The 2,764-nt window shown below is 36.6% G+C and carries 2 protein-coding genes and 1 pseudogene; all 3 read right to left on the minus strand.

Annotated features, from left to right (window positions below; genetic code table 11):
• Positions 1 to 100 precede the first annotated feature (100 nt).
• Positions 101 to 289, minus strand: a pseudogene (locus C237_RS13355) (helix-turn-helix domain-containing protein); the annotation flags it as partial.
• A gap of 20 nt (positions 290 to 309) precedes the next feature.
• Positions 310 to 2,373, minus strand: coding sequence for a toprim domain-containing protein (locus tag C237_RS0110305; protein WP_018676409.1), 2,064 nt, complete (start codon positions 2,371 to 2,373; stop codon positions 310 to 312).
• Positions 2,345 to 2,692, minus strand: coding sequence for a helix-turn-helix domain-containing protein (locus tag C237_RS0110310; RefSeq protein WP_018676410.1), 348 nt, complete (start codon positions 2,690 to 2,692; stop codon positions 2,345 to 2,347). Before C237_RS0110310 ends, C237_RS0110305 begins: the two co-directional genes overlap by 29 nt.
• Positions 2,693 to 2,764 lie beyond the last annotated feature (72 nt).

Genomic DNA, 2,764 nt, shown 5'->3' on the forward strand with positions numbered 1-2,764 from the left:
ATCATGTTTAAAATTGCAAATTAAGTTAAAAAGAGGTTTTGAAAACTAGTTTTCAAAACCTCTTTTTAACTTACACAGTTTATGAGATACTACCCCCTCAAGAGCGGTAACGCTGTAAAGAACGAGCGGATATTTTAAAAGTTATCATTAAATCTTGATTGTCGAGTAATTCCTCTCCTTCGATGGTACTTCGTTTCTTTTCAGCTTTTTCAAAGCGTTCTGCAAGTAGATCGAGGCGGTCCATCAGTCGCTCCATCCACATTACAAATTCCATTCGGTCGATATTCATAACGGGTAAGTTTTAGTGTTTTATTTTTGATTGAGTATTTTTTTCATAAGTTTACCAATGCTTAATTGCTGTGGATTTTGGCTGTCCACAATCAATAATTCTTTGGCTTTGAGTTTTACGATGTAATTTTTGGCTGTTCGTTCCTGTACGCCCGTTAAGGCTTTAATTTCTTGTACCAGTTCACTATATTCCCATACGGCTCTTTTTCTAAACAGAGGAGATACAAGGGTCGCTAACTCTGCCCCTTTGTCTTTCTTTTCAATTTTCTTTTGAGTACCACAATAACGGTGCATTCCACTTTTAGCATCCCATCGAAACAATATCTTAGGCAATTGATTGGGATCGCCTTTACGGATTTTCTTGGGTAATACCACAGAGCAAGCACTGCTTCGGTCTTGCTCTACCGAAAGTACCGCTGAGGCTTTTCGTTGCAACTCCGACCCTAAATGCCCCCGAAGTTTTAATCCTCCCGGCGTTAGATGCAGCACACAAACCATACAGGTTTGATAATGCCCTGCCAATGCGTACAATTCCTCTATCATTTCAATACTTTCACTTTCATTATTGGCGGAACTAATTAAATCGGCAATACCGTCAATGACTACCAGATGAATCCCTGAATATTCATAATACAAGGTATCCATACATTGTCGAATGATTTTCATACGCTCTTTTCTTGGAATTTGAGTAAGACAATAGGCTTTAAAATTTAAAGGCATCGTATCAAGTTGAGCTCGTTTTAGTAATATGGAAACATTGTCGTATAATTGATCTGCGGATTGTTCCGTATCGAAAAATAAAACCGCTTGATGCTCACAGTAAGTTACGCTAAGCCCAAGTAAGTCTATTGGATTTTTACCTTGATATAAACTCCCTGCAATCATTGCAGCCACATAATGACTTTTTCCCGTTCCTTCACCTCCTGTAACCCCTAAAAGACTACTTTGCAATCCGATAGCTGCTCCTTTTAAGGTGATGATAATCTTTTGCTTGGCGGGTGGTTGATGCCATCGAATTTCACAGGATTGTAATAGTGAAAGCCCTTGCTGATATTTTTTTTGAAGCATTTTCAAAAACAATGTTTTTAAATCCTTAGCGGTATAGCCTTGCTGAAAATAGTTTGAGATGTCTTTATCGTCTTTAGTTCCTGATAAGGGAAGTTCTAATACCTCTACCAGATCCTTTAATTTTTCTAAATGACTTTGTACAGCCTTTTTTCCTGCCTGATCCACATCATACAATAATACAATATGACGAAAGCGACCTTTTAAAGATTGAATGAGAGAGATGGGAATATGACTATTTTCACTATTGAAACAAATGGCTGAAAAGCCTTTTGCATACAAACTCATCACATCTTTTTCACCGCCCGTAATAAACAAAATATCATCACCCTCCAACGGTAATTGTTCCAATCCAAAACAATAATCCGTAGCGATACCTGCATATAGAAAACGATGTTTGGAAAGGGGACGATAGATTTTTATAAGTTCCGCATTCTGATATGAAAAAATGGGCTCATCATCATTGGATTCTATTCGATAGGGTTGTCCTTTTTTATTGATGCTTTCAAAAGATTTTAAGGATTTTACTCCAAATATATCTAAAACTGTTTTCGTTATTCCAAATGTTTCCCAATAGTCAAGTTCTATTTTACTGAAGTTCTTATCTACTATCATATAGGGACGATAGCTGGGCGATTCGATAGTTGTTGCGGGATTAGCCTCCACTTTGATTTTTCTTTGGGGGCGTTTAAGTTTATTAGAATAAGAAATATCTAATCCTAAACTTAAATCTTGATTGATAATTTTTAGGATTTCTACAAAGTCGTGAGGCTGTGTGCAATCCAAACCATATAAATAGCCAACTAAGGAAAAACAATCGCCATTAAAACGAGGATCCCCAAAATCTTTAATCCGATAGATGCCTGTTTTTTTATCCTTGTAAATATTACAAGAGGGATTTTTATCATCATAAAAAGGGTTTTTAAAGTTTTGTCCCACTTTCCAATTCCCTGAAACATAATAACGAAATACTTCCAGTCCGGCATTTGTCTTACTTAAGATGTCTTCCTTTTTTAACATACGAATGTGCTTTTTGAGTTAAACTTTCTAAGTAATCCGCTGTACTTTTTATCACATGAAATTCCATAAGCTGTCGGATACTTCCTAAGGTGTAGAAGTATTGTCCATGAACCTTAGCATAGGTGATTTCATTGTTCTGTCGCATACGCCAGAGTGTTTTCTCACTTAAATGGAGGTATTGGCATACTTCGTGGTTATTGAGCCATAANTGGTCAATGATTTCTGTCGATTGGGATTGTTCTTGGATGTACGCTTTTATAAATTGTATTTCTTGGCGTAATTGTAGCCATTGGTTTTCTTCAATAGTGATTAATTTCATTACTTCTGATTTTATCGTTTATCTGGGGACAAAGTTCAGAAGACTGAGGCGATGATAACGCCAAGTTTTGCC

This window comes from Riemerella columbina DSM 16469 (assembly GCF_000374405.1).
GTDB lineage: Bacteria > Bacteroidota > Bacteroidia > Flavobacteriales > Weeksellaceae > Riemerella > Riemerella columbina.

Bases quoted from the DNA above. Each gene is read 5' to 3' on its own strand.
- C237_RS0110305 (WP_018676409.1), bottom strand. From the start codon at position 2,373: ATGTTAAAAAAGGAAGACATCTTAAGTAAGACAAATGCCGGACTGGAA.